The sequence below is a fragment of the Corallococcus carmarthensis genome (assembly GCF_003611695.1).
In the GTDB taxonomy this organism is placed as follows: Bacteria; Myxococcota; Myxococcia; order Myxococcales; family Myxococcaceae; genus Corallococcus; species Corallococcus carmarthensis.
In genome coordinates this window covers 112,018-132,912 of record NZ_RAWE01000004.1, presented here as the reverse complement: position 1 = coordinate 132,912, position 20,895 = coordinate 112,018, and the positions used below count along the sequence as shown (strand labels likewise).

The following is a 20,895-nucleotide window of genomic DNA, read 5'->3' as shown; positions in this document are numbered from 1 at the left end:
GGCCTCGAACGCTTCCGCGATGCGCGCCCACTCCGGCTTCTCCACCTGCTTCGCCATGCCCGGAAGCGTCCGCTGCGCGCTGCGCCCCCGGCAATCCCTCACGGCACGTCATTGGCCGGACGGTTACCCAACAACCGCTCCAGCCGGTCCTGCTTCCACCAGTCATCCGCGTCGAGGATGGCGATCCACTCACCCCTCGCCTGCTCGATGGCCACGTTCCGGGTCCGGGCGGGGCCCTGGTTCCGCTCGTTCTCGAAGACGCGCACCCTTGCGTCGCCCTGGCCCCTGGCCACCGCCACCGTGCCGTCCGTCGAGCCGTCGTCCACCACGACGACCTCCACGTCCTCCACCGTCTGCCCCAACGCCGATGCCAGGGCCGCGCCCAGGTATCGCTCCACGTTGAAGGCGGGGATGACCACGGAGACTCTCGGCCGCTTTGGAGTCGGATTGCTCATATTGCAGGGCTTTCCATTCTGCCTGTCTGATAACGTCCCGAGCCATGGCGAAAATCGTCTTTCTTCCGCTTCCGGAGGCGGGACACATCCATGCGACGTTTGGTCTGGCGAAGCAGCTGGCGTCGCGCGGGCATGAAATTGGTTACATGGCGCCTCCTGACGGCGAGGCCTTCCTGCGCCACCAGCCCTGGCCCTTCACGCCCATCCTGGAGGACGTGCTGCCCCGGGGGTACCAGGCGGAGTTGCACTCGCGGCTGGCGGATCCGGACCTCACCCCCGCCGCCCACCGGGAGCTGACTCGCGAGTTCATCCGCCGCCGCGGTGAGCGCAACCGGCAGATCCTCTTCGGCTCCGCGTTCGAGTCACGGCTTCGTGACAGCGGCGCCGACCTGCTGCTCGTGGATGCGACCTTCACCCTTCCGGCGCTCGCGGCCCACAAGGTGGGCATCCCCGCGTTCCAGCTCTGCACCAACCTCGCGCTCCACCGCGACGCGGCCGTGCCTCCCCTGACGTCGCACCACATCCCCACTGGCCAGCTGCGCTCGCAGCTGCGCATCCGCTTCTCCTGGGAGTGGCTCTACCTGCACACGTTCATGCCCGGCGGGGAACGCATGCGCGCGCCCGTGCGGGAGTTCTACCGACGCCACCCCGACGCCAGCCCGGGCGACTTCCATGCCCACCTGCAAATCGGCCCGCACCTGAACGTGCCCACCCTGGTGACGTGCACTCCCGGGTTCGACTTCCCTCGGGCCTCGGGCGGCATCCACTACCTCGGGCCCTGCGTCGACCGCGAGCGCACGGAGCCTCCCCTTCCCCCGGAGCTCGCTTCAGGGGATGCCCCCCTCATCCTGTGCTCCCTGGGCAGCCATGGCGACCGCGTCCGCGCACACCGGCACTTCTTCCAGGCCGTCATCGACGCGGTCGCGCGCAGGCCCCAGTGGCGGCTGCTCATGGCGGTGGGCGGACAGGTGGGCACGGATGGCTTCGGCCCCCTGCCTCCCAACGTCACCGTCGTGGACCGCGTGCCCCAGCTCACGGCCCTGAAGCGCGCTTCGGTGATGATCACCCATGGCGGCCTCAACAGCGTCAAGGAGTGCATCTGCCTGGGCGTCCCGATGATCGTCTACCCCCTCGTGTTCGATCAGCCGGGCAATGCCGCCCGCGTCGTCCACCACGGCCTGGGGCTCCGGGGCGACATCCGCCAGGCCTCGGTGGAACGCGTGGGCGCCCAGCTCGATGAGGTGCTGGGCAACAGCGCCTACCGCACCCGCGTCCAGACCCTCCAGCGGGACTTCCTGGAGGCCGATGGTTCGAGCCTCGGGGCCCGGACGCTCGAACAGTTCCTCCAGCACCCTGAAACCCGCGCCACACCTCGACACCAGCGAGCCGCCACATGACCCGAAGCGCGACCCTGATCATGGAGGCGGCGCCCTACGCGAACGCCTCGGGCTACATCAACGCCCTGCTCGCGGAGGAGCTGTCGCGGCTGGGCTACTCCCACGAGGCCCACTACGGACAGCACCCCGTCGCGGGCAACATCGTCACGCCCCTGGCCACCGCGGACCGGCTCCGGCGCATGCGGGCGGCACCGAAGGCGGACCTCGCCATCTACTGCGACCGCGCCCTGGCCATGCGGCTTCCCACCCGCGAACAGGCGCGCAGGACCCTGGTGTTGTTTCACGGGTTGATGGGCGCTCCCTCCACGTGGCTCGAATCTCCCGTCATCGACGGGCACTGGGTGCTCTCTCCCTATATGGAGCGCGCGCTGACCTCCCTGCTGGCGCTGCCGGACTGGAACCGGCGCCAGTATCTGCATCCCCGGGCCTTCCAGACCGTGTCCCTCCTCACGCCTCCCCTGCCCTGTGTCGACGTAGCCCAGGGCCACCCGGAGCTGACGGGCGCGGAGCTCCCCGCGCACCTTCGCGAAGCACTGGAGTCCGGGGACGTCATCGGCCACGCCGTCCAACCCGGCAAACCGGACTGGGGCGCCGTCACCGCCATCCTGCTCAACCTCAATGCCCTGGCGCAGGAGCATGGTCAGCAGCGGCGCTTCCGGCTGGTCATCGAGGCGGAGGACTTCGCGCTCGTCCGGCACGCCTTCGCCCGGGGCGACGCGAGCGCCGAGGCGGCCCGGATGGGTCTGGACGCGCTCGGGCTCACCCTGGAGGACGTGCTCGTCCCCGTGGAGAAGCTCAGCCAGCCCGCCCTCTTCCAGTTGTTCCGCTCGGCGCGCTTCGGCCTGGCCTACAACGGCTTCCCGGAGCCCTTCGGCTTCTACGTGCTCGAGTCGGTGTTCAACGGCTGCCCTGTCTACACCAATGGCATCGGCAACAACCGGTTCGCCCTTCCCCCGGACCATGGCATCCACGTCCATGAGACCGCGGGCATGTCCTTTGGCGACGTGGGCGCCTACGCGGAGGTGGCCTCGCGCATCTTCGCGGACATGGACGCCCCCGATGCCCAGGCGGCGGCCTGCCTCCGGGGCCGTGAACACATCCTGCGCACCTTCACCCGCGCCGCCTTCTCGCGCTCCGTGGAGACGTGCCTCCTGCGATTGGAGGGCCCACCCGCCGAGCCCGTGCCCTTCGAGACGCTGGAGGTCGAGCCCGGCCCGCTCGTGCGTTGCATGGACGAGGAAGGACACATCGTCTCCGACTTCGAACACGTCGTCCTGGACCCCTCCGAACTCCAGCTCCTCCGCGACGCGCGGGGCCGCAATGCCGGGGAACTCGCGGCCGGAGTTCCTGCCTCGAAGACAGACATGCTCCAGGGGCTCTTCTCCCGTGGCGTGCTGACCCTGCGCCCTCCGAAGAAGTTGTAACATTTCAAGTCACAGCTTTTTCTCAATCCCCAAGAAGCGTAACTCGCTTGTTTCTCAGGTTTGGCCAAAATTCCTTGACTAGGAATTGTTCACTGACGGTAAATCCGACGAAGGAATGGGGACCTTCGTTTTTTCACCGGTGGATGACCATGGGCATGTCAATCCAACGCTCCGGATTGCCAGGACGCTCCGGGCCAGGGGACACCGGGTCGTCTACTGCGGGCTCGCGGACCTGGAGACATTGGTCGCGCCCGAAGGCTTCGAGTTCCTTCCCGTCCTGGAGGAACTCTGCCCCAAGGGGTTCCAGGCGGAGATGCTGGCGCGCGCCAGCGAGCTTCGCGGGCTGAAGCTGCTGCGCTTCGCGCGCGAGGTGCAGCGCTACGAGGACCGCTTCTACGCGGCCGTGCTCGCGGGCGCCTTCGACAAGCCGTTCGCCCAGCTGCGGCCGGATCTGCTCCTGTGTGACGTGCTGCTGCCGGAGCCTCCGCTGGCCGCGCACGGCGCCCGCGTGCCGTGCCTGCTCCTGAACACGACGCTGCCGCTGCGGCAGGAGGAGGGGCAGCCGCCGTTGACGTCACCGCTGGTGCCCGATGGGGGCCGCGTCTCCCGGGTGCGCCTGCGGATGGCCTGGTGGCGCGCGACGTACCGCCACCGGTTGGGTCTCTGGTTCGGCTCGCGTTCGGTCAGCCACCTGCTGCGGCTGGCGCGGCACTACGGTTTCCCTCGCGAGCGGATCGACTTCGACGGCATCACCCTCAAGCCCTGGGGACCGGAGCTGGTGCTCTGCCCCCGGGAGTTCGCGGAGCTGACGCCCCCGCGGGGCACGCCTCGTGGCGAGTACCTCTACGCGGGCCCTTCCGTGGACCTGGAGCGCCAGGAGCCGGCCTTCCCCTGGGAGCGGCTGCGCGACGGCGCACCGCTCGTGCTCGCGTACCTGGGGACGATGCCCTACGCGACCGACCTGGACGCGCGGCTCTTCCGCGCCGTGCGAGACGCGGCGGCCCGCAGGCCGGATTGGCAGTTCGTGCTGGGCGTGGGCCGCAAGCTGGATCCGGCGGCCTTCGACGGTGCCACGCCCAACGTCATCGCCGTCCGGCACGCCCCCGTCGTTTCGCTGCTGCGGCGGGCCACCGCGATGATCACCCACGGCGGCTTCAACAGCGTGAAGGAGTGCATCAGCCTGGAAGTGCCGATGGTGGTCCTCCCCATCCAGTACGACCAGCCCGGCATCTCCGCTCGCGTGGTGCACCATGGCCTGGGCGTGCGGGCCGCGCCCGGCGGCGTCACCGCGGAGGCCCTGCTGGCGCTCCTGGACGAGGTCACCACCGTCCCCCGCTACCGCGAGAACCTCCGGCGGTTCCGCGCCCGCTTCGACGCGGCCGAGCAGGAGCTGCCCGCCGCGGACGTCATCGAGAACTTCCTTCACCGCCAACGCCCGACCGCGATGTCCGCCGGCCCCCTTCCTCTTTCCGCAACCACCTCCCGAGCCCATCCATGAGTTCCCAGCCCTTCGCCTCCGACGACCACGCCACGACGGTGTTCGAGCAGCGTGAGTCCAACGTCCGCCTGTACTGCCATTCCTTCCCGGCGGTCTTCACCCGCGCGAAGGGCTCCACGATCTTCGACACGCAGGGCAAGCGCTACCTGGACTTCTTCGCGGGCGCGGGCGCGCTCAACTACGGCCACAACCCGGAGCCCATCAAGCGCAAGGTGATGGAGTACCTGGAGGGCGACGGCATCGTGCACGCGCTGGATGCGTACACGGCGGCCAAGCGAGACTTCCTGACGCACTTCGAGAAGACCATCCTTGGCCCGCGCGGACTGGAGCACAAGGTCCAGTTCTGCGGCCCCACGGGCACCAACGCGGTGGAGGCCGCGCTCAAGCTGGCGCGCAAGGTGACGAAGCGCACCGGCCTCTTCGCCTTCACCGGCGCGTACCACGGGATGACGCTGGGCAGCAGCGCGGTGACGTCCAGCCGGGGCGTGCGCGCGGCCGCGGGAATCCCGCTGGGCCACACCACCTTCATCCCCTATCCGGAAGGGCCCAAGGGGGCCTTCGACTCGCTGGGCTTCATGGAGCGGATGCTGGAGGACAGCTGCTCGGGCGTGGACGTGCCCGCCGCCGTCATCATCGAGAGCGCGCAGATGGACGGCGGCATCTACGTGGCCAGCGCGGAGTGGCTGCGCGCGCTGCGCAAGCTGACGGAGAAGCACGGCATCCTGCTCATCGTCGACGACATCCAGGCGGGCTGTGGCCGCTCCGGCCAGTTCTTCTCCTTCGAGCGCGCGGGCATCGTCCCGGACCTGGTGACGCTCTCCAAGTCCATTGGCGGCTATGGTTTCCCCATGTCCCTGCTGCTGATGAAGCCCGCGTTGGATCAGTGGCGGCCGGGGGAGCACACGGGCACGTTCCGCGGCAACCAGGTGGCGTTCGTCGCGGCCACGGCGGCGCTCGACTACTGGACGCAGGAAGAGTTCACGAAGGGGCTGGCCGCGAAGTCCCAGTTGCTGGGGGAGCTGGCGCGCGAGGCGGCTCCCGGGCTGGAAGTGCGGGGCCTGGGCATGGCGTACGGCATCGACCTGACCGACCACGGCGGCTACGAGCGCGGCAAGACCGTCCAGCAGCGCTGCTTCCAGCGCGGGCTCATCCTGGAGCTGTGTGGCCGGGACGACACGGTCATCAAGCTGCTGCCGCCCCTCACCACCTCCGTGGATGAGCTCCGGGAAGGCGTCGCCATCCTGGCGGCGGCCCTGTCGGAGGTCTGAGGCCGCCCCTCTCCGGGCGCCTCCCGCGCAGGGCCTGAGGAACTCCCGCTGGCGGGAGTCCCGCACGCTGGCGCCATGTCCGCTTCGCGCGAGTCCACCGGTCCCGCCCGGCGGTTTCGCCGTCCATCCACCGAGGGCGCGCATCGCGCCCCGGCGCACCTCTTCGCAGTCTCCCAGAAGGTCCCCATGGAACCGGCCCCGTCCAGCACCTACCTGGAAATCCCCACGCTCATCGATCTGCTCCAGCAGCGCGGGGCGCAGCGCTTCGGGGACGATGCGTACATCTTCCTGGAGGACGACGGCCCGCTGCCGGTGACCTTCGGTGAGCTGGACCGGCGCGCCCGCGCCGTGGGCGCCCTGCTCCAGCAGCAGTCCGCCGTGGGCGAGCGCGCCATGCTCCTGTACCCGCCGGGGTTGGACTACGTCGCGGGCTTCTTCGGGTGCCTCTACGGCGGCGTCATCGCCGTGCCCGCGTACCCGCCGGATCCGTCCCGCCTGGAGCGCACGCTGCCCCGGCTGATGGCCATCGTGCGCGACTCGCAGGCCACGGTGGTGCTCACCACGTCCTTCATCCTCTCCATGGCGGAGGGGCTGTTCGAGATGGCCCCGGAGCTGGCGAAGCTGCGCTGGGTGGCCACGGACGACGTGGCGGCGGGCATCGAGTCGGCCTGGAACAAGCCCGGCGTGGGCCCGGACTCGCTGGCCTTCCTCCAATACACGTCCGGCTCCACCGGCACGCCCAAGGGCGTGATGCTCAGCCACGCCAACCTGATGCACAACCTGGAGGCCGCCCGGCAGAAGATGGGCGGACACCGGGGAACGCGGTTCGTGTCCTGGCTGCCGCCCTACCACGACATGGGGCTCATCGGCGGCATCCTGTCCCCCATCCGGTGGGGCTGTGAACGCGCCGCCGTGATGATGTCGCCCTTCACGTTCCTCAAGCGGCCCCTGCGCTGGCTGGAGGCCATCTCCGAATACAAGGCGACGCTGTCCGGCGCGCCCAACTTCGCCTTCGACCTGTGCGTGCGCAAGAGCACGCCCGAGCAGCGGCAGGCGCTGGACCTGAGCACCTGGGAAGTGGCCTTCAGTGGCGCGGAGCCCATCCGCGCGGAGACGCTGGATCGCTTCGTGGAAGCCTTCGCGCCCTCGGGCTTCCGGCGCCAGGCCTTCTACCCGTGCTACGGGCTGGCGGAGAACACGCTGATCGCCGCGGGCGGCGCGATGGTGGAAGCCCCCATCGAGCGGACGGTGGAGGTGGAGCCGCTGGAGCGCGGGCGCGCGGTGTCCTCCACCCCGGAGCGGCCCGGGACGCGGCGGTTGATCAGCTCCGGGCGCACCCTGTCCGATCAGCAGCTGCTCATCGTGGATCCGGAGTCGCTCACCGTCCGCGCCGACGGCGAGGTGGGTGAAATCTGGCTGAAGAGCCCCAGCGTGGCCAATGGCTACTGGAGGCGGCCCGACGAGAGCGAGCGCACCTTCCAGGCCCGCGTCGCGGGCACCGGCGCGGGGCCCTTTCTGCGCACCGGCGACCTGGGCTTCGTCCTGGACGGAGAGGTCTTCATCTCCGCGCGGCTCAAGGACCTGGTCATCCTCCACGGGCGCAACCACTACCCGCAGGACCTGGAGGCCAGCGTCGAGCAGAGCCACCCTGCCCTGAGGCCCGGCTGCAACGCCGCCTTCTCCGTGGAGGAGGCGGGCCAGGAGCGGTTGGTCGTGGTGCAGGAGATGGACACGCGCCACGCCTTCGACGTGGAGGAGGTCGTCCAGGCCGTGCGCGCCGCCGTGGCGGAGCGTCACTCGGTGCAGCTGCACGGCCTGGCGCTCATCGCCGCGGGCAGCATCCACAAGACGACCAGCGGGAAGATCCAGCGCCGCGCCACCAAGGCGGCGTGGCTGGAGGGCACGCTGGATCCGCTGCACCTGTGGCGCGCGGAGGCCGCCGCCGAAGCGCCCCCGGCTCCCTCGCCTGTGGCTCCCACGCCCGTGGCTCCGGCCGTCGAGGCGCCTCGCGTCTCCGCCTCGGTCCGGCAGTTGGAGGCGTGGATCGTGGACGCGCTCGCGCGGGCCATGAACGTGTCCCCGGATCGCCTGGATGCGGCCGCGCCGTTCGCACAGCTCGGCGTGGACTCCGTGGCGGGGGTGCAGCTGGCGGGTGAGCTGGAGACGAAGCTGGGACGCAAGATGCCTCCCACGCTGGTGTGGGACTTCCCGTCCATCGAGGCGCTGGCGCGGCACCTGGCGGACGTGGCCCCGGAAGCGGCCGACGCCGCCGCACCGGCCGTCCCTCGCGAGCTCGCGTCCGAGGAGCCCATCGCCATCATCGGCCTGGGCTGCCGCTTCCCCGGGGCGGAGAGTCCGCAGGCCTTCTGGCGCCTGCTCCAGGAGGGCCAGGATGCCATCCGCGAGGTGCCCTCGGACCGTTGGGACCTGCGCGAGTACTACGATCCGGATCCCACGGCCGCGGGGAAGATGACCACGCGCTGGGGCGGCTTCCTGGAGCAGGTGGACCGCTTCGACCGGAGCTTCTTCGGGCTGTCGCCGCGCGAGGCCTCGCGCATGGATCCGCAGCAGCGGCTGCTGCTGGAGGTGGCGTGGGAAGCCCTGGAGGACGCGGGCCTCCCGGCCGAGCGGCTCGCGGGAAGCAAGACGGGCGTCTTCGTCGGCATCTCCACCAGCGACTTCGGGGCGATGCAGCTCACCAGCCGGGGCCTCGCGGACGCCTACGCGGGGACGGGCGGCGCGCTGAGCATCGCCGCCAACCGCATCTCCTACGTGATGGACCTGCGCGGGCCCAGCATCGCGGTGGACACCGCGTGCTCGTCATCGCTGGTGGCCACCCACCTGGCGTGCCGCAGCCTGCGCGCCGGTGAGTCCACGGTGGCCCTGGTGGGCGGCGTCAACGTGATGCTGTCGCCGGCGCTCACCGTCAACTTCAGCAAGGCCGGCTTCATGGCGCCGGACGGGCGCTGCAAGGCCTTTGACGCCAGCGCCAATGGCTACGTGCGGGGCGAGGGCGCGGGCGTCATCGTGCTCAAGCCGCTGTCGCGCGCCCTGGCGGATGGCGACACCGTGCACGCGGTCATCCGCGGCAGCGCGGTGAACCAGGATGGCCGATCCAACGGCCTCACCGCGCCCAACCGCTTCGCGCAGGAAGCCGTGCTGCGCGCCGCCTACCGGGACGCGGGCGTGGCGCCCGCGCAGGTGCAGTACATCGAGGCGCACGGCACCGGCACGTCGCTGGGCGACCCCATCGAGGCGCAGGCCCTGGGCGCCGTGCTCGCGGAGGGCCGGGCGAAGGACGCCCCGTGCGCCATCGGTTCGGTGAAGAGCAACATCGGCCACCTGGAGGCCGCCGCGGGCATCGCCGGCATCATCAAGGTCGCGCTGTCGCTGCGCCACGGCATGGTGCCGGCGAGCCTCCACTTCCAGACGCCCAACCCGCACATCCCCTTCTCCGAGCTGCCGCTGCACGTGCAGGACCGGCTGCTGCCGTGGCCCGTGGCCTCCGGTCCCCGGCTCGCGGGCGTGAGCTCCTTCGGCTTCGGCGGCACCAACGCCCACGTGGTGCTGGAAGCCCACGAAGCGATCACCTCGCGCCGCGAACCGCCTCCCGAGCGCGCTCAGCTCGTCCCGCTCTCCGCCCGGAGCCCGGAGGCCTTGCGGGCCCTGGCTCGCGGACACCTCGCGCTTTCGCCGCGAGGGGCGTCGCCGCTGGAGTCGCTCGGGTTCTCCGCGGCCACGCGGCGCGGGCACCAGCCCCACCGCGCGGCCGTCCTCGCCACCACCTGGGAGGAGCTCCAGGCCCGGCTCCAGGCGCTGGCGGACGGACAGCCCCACCCCGGCGTGGCGACGGGTCCGGCCGTTCCCGGCTCGCGTCCCCGCGTCGCGTTCATCTTCTCCGGACAGGGCCCGCAGTGGTTCGGCATGGCCCGTTCGCTGCTGGCGCAAGAGCCCGTGTTCCGCCAGGTCGTGGAGCAGTGCGACGTGCTGCTGCGGCCCCTGGCGGGCTGGTCCATCCTGGAGGAGCTGGCGGCGGAGGAAGGCCGCTCGCGGCTCGCGCAGACGGAGTTCGCGCAGCCGGTGATGTTCTCCCTCCAGGTGGGACTCGCCGCGCTCTGGCGCTCGCTGGGCGTCGAACCGGATCAACTCGTCGGCCACAGCGCCGGCGAGGTCGCCGCGGCGTGCGTCGCGGGGGCCCTGTCGCTGCCCCAGGCTTTGGAGGTCATCTACCACCGCGGCCGCGTCACGCAGCAGGCTTCGGGCCGGGGCCGCATGGCCCTGCTGGAGCTGGCGCCAGATGAAGCCGCGCGGCTGCTCGCGGGCTACGAGGGCCGGCTGGCCATCGCCGCCCGCAACGGCCCCACGTCCACCATCGTCTCCGGTGACGTGGACGCGCTCACGGAGCTGCTGGGCTCGCTGGAGCAGCGGCAGGTCCACGCGCGGCTGCTCGCCGTCAACTTCGCGTCGCACTGCCACCACATGGAGCCGGCGCGCGAGACCATGCGCGCGGCCCTCGCCCACCTGCGGCCCTCCGCGCCCGGCGTCCCCATGGTGTCCACCGTCTCCGCCCTGCCCGTGGAGGGCGCGGTGCTGGACGGCGAGTACTGGGCCCGGCAGCTGCGCGAGCCCGTGCGCTTCTCCGACACGATGGAGCGCCTGGTCGATTCAGGCTGCGGCCTCTTCGTGGAGGTGGCGCCCCACCCGCTGTTGCTGGCGGACATCGCCCAGTTGCTGCGCGTGCGCGGCATCCCGGGCGTGGCCGTGCCGTCGATGCGCCGGGGCGAGGACGAGCGCTCGGTGCTGCTCGGCTCGCTGGGGGCGCTCTACGCCCAGGGCGTGGACGTACGCTGGAGCGAACTCTTCGCGAAGGACACCCCCTTCGTTCCGCTGCCCACCTACCCGTGGCAGCGGGAGCGGTGCTGGATCGCCCTGCCCCAGGGCGGCGCGGCCACGGCCACCGAAGCGCCCGAGCTGTCCGAGGACTGGTTCTACGGCACGCGCTGGGAGCCCGCTGGCGACGCTCCCGCCGCACCGGTTTCCGCGCGCTGGCTGCTGCTGGGTGACGAACGCGGCACGGGCACCGCGCTCGCGCAGCGCTTGCGCGAGCAGGGCCAGCCCGTGGTGCTGGTGGCACCGGGCGAAGGGGGCCTGGACGTGGCCAGCGCTTCGGAGGAAGCGCTGACGCGGGTGCTGGACACGGCGCTTGGGCAGGACCCGGGGACGCCCCTGCGCGTCGTCTACCTGCGCGCGCTGGACGGCGTGCTTCCGGAGAGCGCGGACCTGGACGCGGTGGGCGCGGCGCTGGCGCTGGGCTGCGTGCCGGTGGTGTCCGTGCTGCGGGCGCTGCTGTCGCGGTCCGTGGACGCGCGGCTGTGGCTCGTCACACGTGGAGCGCAGCCCGTGGGCGACGGCCCGCATGCGCTGGAGGCCGCGCAGGCCACGCTCTGGGGCTTGAGCAGCACGCTCGCCACGGAGCATCCCGAGCTTTGGGGGGGCCTGGTGGATCTGGATCCCCACGCGTCCATGGAAGAGGCATCCGCGGCGCTGTGCGGGGCCCTTCAGGCCGGTGACGGCGAGGACCGCGTGGCGCTCCGCCAGGGCCGCCGCTTCGTGGAGCGCATGGTGCGCCGCCAGGAGCTGGCCTCGTCGCGCGCGCCGCTGCGCGTGCGGGCGGACGGGACGTACCTCGTCACCGGTGGTCTGGGCGGACTGGGCGCGCACGTGGCGCGCTGGCTGGTCCAGCAGGGCGCGCGCCGGCTCATCCTCCTGGGCCGTACGCCGCTGCCTCCGCGCTCGAAGTGGAAGCGCCTGGAGCCCGACGCGCCGCAGGCCCGGCAGGTGGGACTGGTGCGTGAGCTGGAGGCGCTGGGTGCCAGCGTGCACGTCGCCTCCGTGGACGTGGGCGACGCGGGGGCGCTGGGCGAATACCTGGAGACCTTCCGCGACGAGGGCTGGCCGGAGCTTCGCGGCGTCATCCACGCGGCGGGCGTCCTGCTTCCGCAGGAACAGCCCGTGGCCCGGATGGACTCGCGGCCCTTCGACACGCTGCTGCGCCCCAAGGCGCTGGGCGGCTGGCTGTTGCACCGGCTGCTGCGCGACACGCCGCTGGACTTCTTCGTCTCGTTCTCGTCGGTGTCGGCCTACATCGGTTCTCCGGGCCAGGCGCCCTACTCCGCGGCCAACGCCTTCCTCGCCGCCCTGGCCCACCTGCGCCACGCGGCGGGGCTGCCGGCGCTCACCATCGACTGGGGCACCTTCGCGGAAGCCGGCATGGCCGCGCGGCTGGAGCAGGGCCGGAAGATCACCGGCCGCGGCCTGCGGCTGATGGAGCCTGAACAGGCGCTGCCCGCCATCGCGCCGCTGCTGGCCTCGGGCACGCCCCAGGCCGGCGTCATGGACATCCGCTGGTCCGTGCTGCGCCAAGTGCTGGAGACTCGCGGTGAGCGCAAGGTGCTCGCCCTCCTCGCGGACACCGGCCCCGAGGCGACGGCCATCACCACCGGCCCCCAGCTGCGCGCCACGCTGCTCGCACTGGAGGGGACGGCGCGCGCCGAGGCGCTGACGGCGTTCCTGCGCGGCGAGGCCGGCGCGGTGCTGGGCCTGGCGCCGGAGAAGCTGGACCTGAGCCAGCCCCTGGGCACGCTGGGCTTCGACTCCATCATGTCGGTGGACCTGCGAAACCGCATCCAGGCCCGCCTGCAGGTGACGATTCCCATCGTCGAGCTCGTCAAGGGTCCCAGCCTCACCACGCTGACCGGGCGCCTGCTCACGCTGCTCGAAAGCGACCCGGGCGCCGCGGCGAACGCGGGCTCCGGAGCGCCGCCGCTGCGACGGTTGCCGGACGAAGGCCACACCCACCCGCTCTCCTACGCCCAGGAGCGCATGTGGTTCATCCAGCAGCTGGAGCCGGGCAACATCGCCCTGAACGTGCCCCTGCTGGCGCGCTTCCGGGGCCTGCTGGAGCCGGAGCCGCTGGGCCGCATCTTCACGGAGCTGCTCGGCCGCCACGAAGCCCTGCGCACCACGTTCTCCACCGTGGACGGACGGCCGCTCCAGGTGGTCGCGCAGCCCTTCGACGTCCAGGTGCCCTGCTTCGACCTGCGCTCCCTGCCGCCCGAGGCCCGCGAGGCCGCGGCGCATGAGCGGGTGATGGAGCTGTCGCGCCAGACGTTCGACCTGGAGAAGGGTCCCATCCTCCGGCTGGCCCTGTTCCAGTTGGCGGACGACACGTCGCACGTGCTGATGGTGATGCACCACATCATGACGGACGGCTGGTCCCTGGTGGTGCTCGCGAGCGAGCTTGGCTCCAGGGTAGAGGCCGCCTCCGGTGGGCGCGTGGCCCCGCTGCCCGAGCTGCCGGTGCGCTACTCCGACTTCGCCCGCTGGCAGCGGCAGTGGCTGCAGGGCGACGCGCTGGAGTCACAGCTCGCGTGGTGGAAGTCGCGGCTCGCGGGCGTCCCCGACGTGCTGGAGCTGCCGACGGACCGGCCCCGGCCCACCGTCCCGTCCCGCCGGGGTGAGCGCTACGCGCTGCGCCTGTCTCGCCCGCTCACGCAGGGCCTCAAGGCGCTCAGCCAGCAGGAGGGCGCCACGCTCTTCATGACGCTGCTGGCCGGCTTCCAGGTGCTGCTGCACCGTTACTCCGGGCAGGACGACTTCTGCGTGGGCTCGCCCACCGCGGGCCGCAGCCGTTCGGAGCTGGAGGGGCTGGTCGGCTTCTTCCTCAACACCCTGGTGCTGCGCGCCAGCTTCCATCCCGCGCTCACCTTCCGCGAGCTCATCGCCCAGGTGCGCGAGGTGGCCCTGGGGGCCTATGCCCATCAGGACGTGCCGTTCGACCGGCTTGTGGAAGCGCTCAAGCCCACGCGCACGCTCAGCCACGCGCCGCTCTTCCAGGTGCTCTTCATCCTGCACCGGGCGCACGACGCCTCCATCCTCACCGGCGCCCTCACGGACGTGGAGGACATCCACTTCGGCGCCACGCTGTACGACCTCAACCTCTCCTTCATGGAGGACGAGCACGGCCTGAAGGGCTGGCTGGAGTACAGCACCGACCTCTTCGACGAGGCGACCATCGCCCGCATGGCGGCGCACCTCCAGGTGGTGCTGGAGGGCGCGGTGGCCGACCCGGGCCAGCGCATCACCCACCTGCCGCTGCTCACCCCGCCCGAGCACCAGCAGCTGCTCGTGGACTGGAACGCCACGCGCGTGGACTACCCCACCGCCGCGTGCTTCCCCCAGCTCTTCGAGCAGCAGGCCGCCCGCGCGCCGGACGCCGTGGCCCTGGTCTGCGAGGAGCGGCAGCTCACCTACCGCGAGCTGAATGCCCGGGCCAACCGGCTGGCGCACCAGCTGGTGGCTGAAGGCGTGGGCCCCGACATGCCCGTGGGCCTGCTGGGGCCTCGCGGCGTCGACTTCGTCACCGCGATGCTCGCCATCCTCAAGGCGGGCGGCACGTACCTGCCCATGGATCCGGCGCATCCGCCGCATCGCCTCGCGCAGGTGCTGGAGCAGAGCCTGGCGCCCCGCGTGCTCGTGGCCGCGGAGCTGGCCTCCACGTTGGAGCGCGCGTGCGAGCTGCTGCCGCCTTCTTTGGCGCGGCCACGCGCCCTGGTGCTGGAGGACGCACTCGCCGCTCCGGGATCCGACGCGGACCTGCCGGCGCGCGCGGGGCCGGGACATCTGGCGTACATCATCTACACGTCGGGCTCCACGGGCGTGCCCAAGGGCGCGATGCTGGAGCACGCGGGCCTGCTCAACCACCTGTACGTCCTCATCCAGGAGATGTCCCTGGCCGAAGGCGACGTGGTGGCCCAGACGGCGTCCCAGTCCTTCGACATCTCCGTCTGGCAGTTCCTCACGGCGCTGATGATTGGCGGCCGCACGCACCTGTTGCTGAACGACGTGGTGCGCAGCCCGCCGCGCCTGCTCCAGGAGATGGAGCAGCAGGGGCTCACCATCGTCCAGGTGGTGCCCTCCGTGCTGCGCGTGATGCTGGAGGAGGCCGAAGCGCTGGGCCCCGCCCGCCCCGCGCTGAAGGCCCTGCGGTGGATGATCCCCACCGGCGAAGCGCTGCCTCCAGAGGTGAGCCGCAAGTGGTTCTCGCTGTACCCGCGCATCCCGCTGCTCAACGCGTACGGCCCGGCGGAGTGCTCGGATGACGTGACGCTCCACGTGCTGCGTCAGGCGTCCACCACGGTGAACACGCCCATTGGCCGCGTGGTGCCGAACCTCCAGCTGTACCTGCTGGACCGCGCGGGTCAGCCCGTGCCCATGGGCGTGCCCGGCGAAATCCACATCGGCGGCGTGGGCGTGGGCCGCGGCTACCTGAACGACCCCCGGCGCACGGCGGAGAGCTTCCTGCCGGATCCGTTCCGCGGCGTCGCGGGCGCGCGCTTCTACCGGACGGGCGACCTGGGCCGCTTCCTTCGCGACGGCACCATCGAGTTCCTGGGCCGCGTGGACCACCAGGTCAAGGTGCGCGGCTTCCGCATCGAGCTGGGTGAAATCGAGCTGGCGCTGGAGCGGCATGCGGCGGTGCTGGAGGCCGTCGTCGTCGCGCGCGAGGACGTGCCCGGCAGCGTGCGGCTGGTGGGCTACGTAGCACCGCGCGCGGGCCAGACGCTGGACTCCAACGAGGTGCGCGCGTTCATCAAGGAACGGCTGCCGGAGTACATGGTGCCGCCCGTGCTGGTGGTGCTGGAGGCACTGCCGCGCTCGCCCAACGGCAAGGTGGACCGCAAGAGCCTGCCCGTCCCCACGGCCGGAGCCGCGCGGGAGCGCGAGTTCGTCGCGCCGCGCACCGCGCTGGAGCAGCAGCTGGCGGGGATGTGGTCGGAGGTCCTGCGCGTGGAGCGCGTGGGACTGCATGACGACTTCTTCGAGCTGGGCGGCCACTCGCTGCTCACCACCCAGGTGCTGTCGCGCATCCGCAAGGCGTTCCAGGTGGAGCTGCCCCTGCGCGAGCTGTTCGACGCCTCCACGGTCGCGGCCCTGGCGGCCCGGCTGGAGGTGGCGCTGGGTGACACGCGGACGTCGCGTCCGCCTCCGCTCACGCCGGTGTCCCGCGAGGGGCGGCTCGTGCCGTCCTTCGCCCAGCAGCGGCTGCTCTTCATCGATCAGCTCCAGCCGGACAGCCCCCTCTACAACATCCCCTCCGCGGTGCTGCTGGAGGGAGTGCTGGATCCGGACGCACTGGAGAGGGCGCTCGCGGAGGTGCGCCGCCGCCACGAGTCGCTGCGCACCACCTTCCACGTGGACGACGCGGGACCGCGCCAGCACATCGACGCCGATGCCGGACTGCCGCTCGCCCGGCATGACCTGCGGCACCTGCCCGCTTCCGAGCGCATGTCGGAGGCCCTGCGGCTGGCCTCCCGCGAGGCCCAGCGGCCCTTCGCGCTGGACCGGGGCCCGCTGGTGCGCGCCGCGCTCCTCCAGTTGGAGCCGGAGTGCCACGTGCTGACCCTGACGATGCATCACATCGTCTCGGATGGCGGCTCCATGCTGCTGCTGGTGCGCGAGGTGGCCGCGCTCTACGAGGCCTTCCGCGCGAGCCAGCCGTCTCCCCTGCCGGAGCTGTCCGTCCACTACGCCGACTTCGCCCATTGGCAGCGGCAGTGGCTCCAGGGCGGCGCGCTGGAGTCCCAGCTCAGCTGGTGGCGCCAGGAGCTCCAGGGCGTGCCCCAGGTGCTGGAGCTGCCCACCGACAGGCCCCGTCCCGCGACCCAGTCCTTCCGGGGCGCGGCCATGCCCATCCACTACCCGCGCGCGCTGTCTGAGTCCGTGCGGGCCATCAGCCAGCGCGAGGGCGTCACGCCCTTCATGCTGCTCATGGCCGCGTTCCAGGTGCTGCTGCACCGCTATTCGGGCCAGGACGACTTCTGCGTGGGTTCCCCCACCGCCGGCCGCAACCTGGCGGAGACGGAGGGACTCATCGGCTTCTTCGTCAACAACCTGGTCGTGCGCGCGCGGCTGGGCGGAGACCCCACCTTCCGCGAGCTGCTGGCCCAGGTGCGGGAGACGACGCTCGGCGCCTTCGCCCATCAGGAGCTGCCCTTCGAGCGGCTGGTGGAGGCGCTCCAGCCCGTGCGCGACCTCACACGCTCCCCGCTCTTCCAGACCGTCTTCGTCCTCCAGCAGGACGTGCTGCCGGAGCTGAAGCTCCCGGGCCTGGTGCTGCGCCCGCTGACGCTGGAACAGCACACCGCCAAGTTCGACCTGCTGCTGTCGCTGACGGACACGGCGGACGGACTGGTGGGCTCGCTGGAGTACGGCACCGACCTCTTCGACGGCGCCACCGTCGCGCGCATGGTGGAGCACCTGCACCACCTGCTGCTGGGCGTCGTCGCGGATCCGTCACAGCGCATCTCCCGGCTGCCCCTGTTGGCCCAGGCCGAGCGGCACCGGCTGCTGCGCGAGTGGAGCGGACCGCGCGCCTCGCATCCCTCCAGCGCCTGCGTCCACCACCAGTTCGAGGCGCTGGCCGCCCGGACGCCGGACGCCGTCGCCGTCACCTTCGAGGACACCCACCTCACCTACGGCGAACTCAACACGCGCGCCAACCGGCTCGCGTGGCGGCTGCGTGGCCTGGGCGTGGGCCCGGAGACACTCGTCGGCCTGTGCGTGGAGCGCTCGCTGGAGATGGTGGTGGGCATCCTGGGCATCCTCAAGGCCGGGGGCGCCTACGTGCCGTTGGATCCGGCGTACCCCCGGGAGCGCCTGGCCTTCATGCTGGAGGACTCGCGCGTGCCCGTGCTGCTCACGCAGCAGGCGCTGGTCGCGACCCTGCCGGAGCACACCGCCACGGTGCTGTGCCTGGATGCCCCGAAGGAGCTCGAGTCCCAGCGGCACGACAACCCCGCCCCGGGCGTCACCTCCGAACACCTCGCCTACGTCATCTACACGTCCGGCTCCACCGGCAAGCCCAAGGGCGCGCAGCTCACGCACGGGCGCATCACGCGCCTCTTCTCCGCGACCCAGCACTGGTTCCACTTCGGCGCGAACGACGTGTGGACGCTGTTCCATTCCTACGCGTTCGACTTCTCCGTCTGGGAGCTGTGGGGCGCGCTCATCCACGGCGGCCGGCTGGTGGTGGTGCCCTACTGGGTGAGCCGTTCCCCGGAGGCCTTCCACGCGCTGCTGCGCAAGGAGCGCGTCACGGTGCTCAACCAGACGCCGTCCGCCTTCCGCCAGCTGGTCCAGGTGGATTCGGACGTGCAGGGCCCCAGCGGCCTGTCCCTGCGCACCGTCGTCTTCGGCGGCGAGGCGCTGGAGTTCGCCAGCCTGCGGCCGTGGTTCGCCCGGCACCCGGACACCCGGCCCCGGCTGGTCAACATGTACGGCATCACCGAGACCACGGTGCATGTCACCTACCGTCCCCTGCGCGCCGAGGATGCCCAAGGCTCGACGGGCAGCATCATCGGCGTCCCCATCCCGGACCTTCAGCTCTACGTGCTGGACGCGCAATTGCAGCCCGCGCCCATCGGCGTTCCCGGGGAGCTGTACGTCGGCGGCATGGGCCTGGCCCGCGGCTACCTGTCGCGCCCCGCGCTCACCGCGGAGCGCTTCATCCCGGATCCGTTCAGCGACGCGCCCGGAGCACGCCTCTACAAGTCTGGCGACCGCGCGCGCTACCTTGTCGATGGCAGCCTGGAGTACCTGGGCCGCGGCGACTTCCAGGTGAAGATCCGCGGCTTCCGCATCGAGCTGGGAGAGATTGAAGCGGCGCTCGCGCAGCACGGTTCGCTGCGCCAGGCGGCGGTGCTGGTGCGCGAGGACTCGCCGGGACACAAGCGGCTGGTGGCCTACGTCGTCCCGGTTGCCGGCGCTCCGCTCGACGTGGAGGCCCTGCGCGTCCACCTCAAGGCGCGCCTGCCGGAGTACATGGTGCCCGCTGCCTTCGTCTCCTTGACGGAGCTGCCGCTCACCTCGCACGGCAAGCTGGACCGGCGCGCGCTGCCCGCGCCCGAGCAGTCCGCCACCGAGACCGCCTTCGTCGCGCCCGTCACCCCCGTGGAGCAGACGCTGGCCGCGCTGTGGGCGCAGGTGCTGGGCGTCCCGCGCGTGGGGCTGTCGGATAACTTCTTCGCGCTCGGCGGCGACTCCATCCTCAGCCTCCAGGTCATCGCCCGCGCGCAGCGCGCCGGGCTGCGGCTCACCCCCCGTCAGCTCTTCCAGCACCAGACGGTGGCGGAGCTGGCGCGCGTGGTGGAGAGCACCACCGCGCCGAAGGCCGAGCAGGGCCTGGTCCTGGGCGACGTGCCGCCCACGCCCATCCAGCGCGCCTTCCTCGACGCGGAGTTCGCGCAAGCCCACCACTACAACCAGGCCGTGCTCCTGGAGGCTCACGAGCCACTGGACGCCGGAGTGCTGGAGCGTGCGCTGAGCGCGCTGGTGGAGCACCACGACGCCCTGCGCACCCGGGCCACCCGGAGCGGCCAGGGCTGGACGCTCTCCCAGGTGGGCCTGGACGCGCCGGTGCGGCTGGAGCGGTTGGCCCCCGGTGTCTCGCTGGAGCGCGAGACGGCGCGGGTGCAGGCCAGCCTGTCGCTGGAGTCGGGACTGCTGCTGGGCGCCGCCCTCTTCGAGCCGGACGCCGGACAGCCTCAGCGGCTGCTCCTGTACGTCCACCACCTCGCCGTGGACGGCGTGTCGTGGCGCGTGCTCCTGGAGGACCTGGAGACTGCGTACGGCCAGCTCGCGCGCGGTGAGCGCGTGGCCCTGCCTCCGAAGACGACGCCCTTCCTGGATTGGGCCCGGCGGCTCCAGCAGCACGCGCTGACGCCAGAGGTGGAGCGAAACCTGTCCTACTGGCGGACCGCTTCGAGCCAGCCCGTGCCGGCCCTCCCGGTGGACCACGAGGGGCAGCCCAACACCCAGGCCACCGCGCGGCGCGTGGCGGTGCGGCTGGACGTGGCGGAGACGCGGACGCTCCTTCAGGAGGTGCCCTCCGCGTACCGCTCGCGCATCGACGAAGTGTTGGTGGCGGCGCTGGCCCGCGTGCTCTCGCGCTGGACGGGCTCGGAGTCCCTCCGGGTGGACCTGGAGGGCCATGGCCGCGAGGACCTCTTCGAGGACGTGGACCTGTCGCGCACCGTTGGCTGGTTCACGGCGCTCTATCCGGTGGTGCTCCAGGTGCCCGCGGGCTCGAGCCCCGCCACGGCGCTGCGGGCCGTGCGGGACACGCTGCGGAAGGTGCCGGGACGCGGCCTGAGCCATGGGCTGCTGCGCTACCTGGGGACGGACGCGGCGCGGGAGCAGCTGCGCGCATCGCCCTCGGCACCGGTGGCCTTCAACTACCTGGGCCAGTTCGACGCGGTGGCTTCCGGCGCGGCGCGGATGCGGGCCTCGCGCGAGTCCGCCGGGCCCACGCGCTCCGGGCTCGGACAGCGCACCCACCTGCTGGAGGTGAACGGGCTGGTGCTGGGCGGTGAGCTGGAGCTGGAGTGGATCTACAGCGAAGCCGTGCATGCGCGCGCCACGGTGGAGGCGCTGGCCGATGGCTTCGTCACGGCGCTGCGCGAGCTCATCACCGGCCGCGACTCCGAGGACGCACGGCGCTACACGCCGGGAGACTTCCCGCTGGCGGACGTGAGCCCCTCGGTCCTGGCGACCGTCCTGCCTCCGGGCGAGCCGGTGGAGGACGTCTACCGCCTCACGCCCATGCAGCAGGGCATGTTGCTCCAGACGCTGCTGGAGCCGGGAGCGGGCGCGTACTTCGAACAGCTCTCGTGGTCGCTGCACTCGGGGCTGGACGTCGCGGCCTTCCGTCAGGCGTGGCAGGCGGTGGTGGACAAGCACCCGGCGCTGCGCACCCGCTTCCACTGGGAAGGGCTCGCGGAGCCGTTGCAGGTG

6 protein-coding genes (1 of these 6 only partly in view) are annotated in these 20,895 nt (G+C 71.7%); 5 read left to right on the top strand and 1 reads right to left on the bottom strand.

The window, feature by feature from the left end; translation table 11 throughout:
* Positions 1-98: 98 nt before the first annotated feature.
* The gene (locus tag D7X32_RS02230; RefSeq protein WP_158625588.1) at positions 99-419 is read right to left on the bottom strand and encodes a glycosyltransferase family 2 protein; all 321 of its coding nucleotides are present in this window, start codon (positions 417-419) and stop codon (positions 99-101) included.
* Positions 420-601: 182 nt separating this feature from the next.
* On the opposite strand from D7X32_RS02230, the gene D7X32_RS02225 reads away from it, so the two are divergent.
* From D7X32_RS02225 to D7X32_RS02205, 5 genes are all read left to right on the top strand, one after another.
* Positions 602-1,852: a glycosyltransferase gene (locus D7X32_RS02225; protein WP_158625587.1), complete on the top strand. Its 1,251-nt coding sequence runs from the start codon at positions 602-604 to the stop codon at positions 1,850-1,852.
* Positions 1,849-3,276, top strand: coding sequence for a hypothetical protein (locus D7X32_RS02220; RefSeq protein ID WP_120600831.1), 1,428 nt, complete (start codon positions 1,849-1,851; stop codon positions 3,274-3,276). The genes D7X32_RS02225 and D7X32_RS02220 overlap by 4 nt, the downstream gene beginning before the upstream one ends.
* 115 nt (positions 3,277-3,391) lie before the next feature.
* Positions 3,392-4,774, top strand: a complete 1,383-nt coding sequence (locus D7X32_RS02215) for a nucleotide disphospho-sugar-binding domain-containing protein (RefSeq protein WP_120600830.1) — start codon at positions 3,392-3,394, stop codon at positions 4,772-4,774.
* Positions 4,771-6,042, top strand: coding sequence for a diaminobutyrate--2-oxoglutarate transaminase (ectB, locus tag D7X32_RS02210; RefSeq protein ID WP_120600829.1), 1,272 nt, complete (start codon positions 4,771-4,773; stop codon positions 6,040-6,042). The genes D7X32_RS02215 and ectB overlap by 4 nt, the downstream gene beginning before the upstream one ends.
* A gap of 186 nt (positions 6,043-6,228) precedes the next feature.
* On the top strand, positions 6,229-20,895 hold the 5' portion of the coding sequence (locus D7X32_RS02205) for a non-ribosomal peptide synthase/polyketide synthase (protein ID WP_158625586.1). 10,749 nt of this gene lie beyond the right edge of the window; 14,667 of the gene's 25,416 nt are visible here — the first part of the coding sequence; it begins with the start codon at positions 6,229-6,231; its stop codon lies beyond the right edge, outside the window.

Bases quoted from the DNA above. Each gene is read 5' to 3' on its own strand.
- D7X32_RS02215 (WP_120600830.1), top strand. From the start codon at position 3,392: ATGGGGACCTTCGTTTTTTCACCGGTGGATGACCATGGGCATGTCAAT.
- D7X32_RS02225 (WP_158625587.1), top strand. From the start codon at position 602: ATGGCGCCTCCTGACGGCGAGGCCTTCCTGCGCCACCAGCCCTGGCCC.
- D7X32_RS02220 (WP_120600831.1), top strand. From the start codon at position 1,849: ATGACCCGAAGCGCGACCCTGATCATGGAGGCGGCGCCCTACGCGAAC.
- ectB (WP_120600829.1), top strand. From the start codon at position 4,771: ATGAGTTCCCAGCCCTTCGCCTCCGACGACCACGCCACGACGGTGTTC.